Origin of the sequence: Rhodoferax sp. UBA5149, from assembly GCF_002413825.1 — a bacterium.
In the GTDB taxonomy this organism is placed as follows: Bacteria; Pseudomonadota; Gammaproteobacteria; order Burkholderiales; family Burkholderiaceae_C; genus Rhodoferax.
In genome coordinates this window covers 1-982 of record NZ_DHXT01000119.1, presented here as the reverse complement: position 1 = coordinate 982, position 982 = coordinate 1, and the positions used below count along the sequence as shown (strand labels likewise).

Sequence of the window (982 nt, the reverse complement as noted above, 5' to 3'; positions counted from 1 at the left end):
ATCGAGTTCACCATTACCAGCCTGGTGAGCCTGGTGATCTACCTGATCCCGCTCATCGCCTTGCTGCTGGGCTTTGACGCCGTGGTGGGCGAGCGCGAACGCGGCTCGCTGGACCTGCTGCTGGCCCTGCCGATCACGCGCCTCGAATTGTTGCTGGGCAAGTACCTGGGGTTGGCGGCAGCGCTCACGCTCTCCACGCTGGCGGGCTTTGGCCTGGTGGCGCTGCTGCTGTTCCAGCAGTACAGCTGGGCGGGTCTGTTTCACTACGTGGGTTTTATGGTCAGCTCGGTGCTGCTGGGCCTGGCGTTCCTGAGTCTGGCGGTGCTGATGTCGGTGATCGCGCGTGAGCGCACGCGCGCCTCGGGTCTGGCGATTGCGCTGTGGTTCTTCTTTGTGCTGGTGTTTGACCTGCTGCTGCTTGGGGGCCTGGTGGCCACGGGCGGCAGCTACGGCGGCGACGCTTTCGCCTATATGTTGCTGCTGAACCCGGCGGATGTGTTTCGCATCCTCAATGTGTTTTCGCTGGAAGATGTTCGCACCCTGTATGGCCTGGCCAGCATCGTGCCGCCCGCCCTGGCCAAGCCGTGGCTGATGGGTTCGGTCATGCTGGCCTGGATTGTTGTGCCGCTTGCGCTGGCACGCTGGAGATTTAAATCATGATGATGACTCGCCGCTCAATTCTCTTGGCTGCCTTGCTGGGCGCTGGCCTGCTCGGCTGCGATCAGTCGAATTCCAGCAAGCCCCTGGCCCCGGTGGAGATAGACGCCCGCACCACCTGCGATCTGGACGGCATGCTGCTGGCCGACTATCCCGGCCCCAAGGCGCAGATCCACTACGCCGGCCAGGAAGCGCCCATCTTCTTCTGCGACACGGTGGAGATGTTTCACACCTTGCTGGCGCCGGAGCAGGTCAAGGCCATTCGGGCGGTCTACGTGCAAGACATGGGCAAGGCCGACTGGGAGCAGCCACGCGGGAACTGGAT

2 protein-coding genes are annotated in these 982 nt (G+C 63.3%); both read left to right on the top strand.

Going from position 1 to position 982, the window contains the following annotated elements:
• Positions 1–660 (top strand): ABC transporter permease (locus B3V69_RS10820; protein WP_296446444.1); only part of this gene is annotated, 660 nt, incomplete at its 5' end.
• On the top strand, positions 657–982 hold a 326-nt coding region (locus B3V69_RS10815), incomplete at its 3' end, for a nitrous oxide reductase accessory protein NosL (protein ID WP_296446442.1). The genes B3V69_RS10820 and B3V69_RS10815, both read left to right, overlap by 4 nt.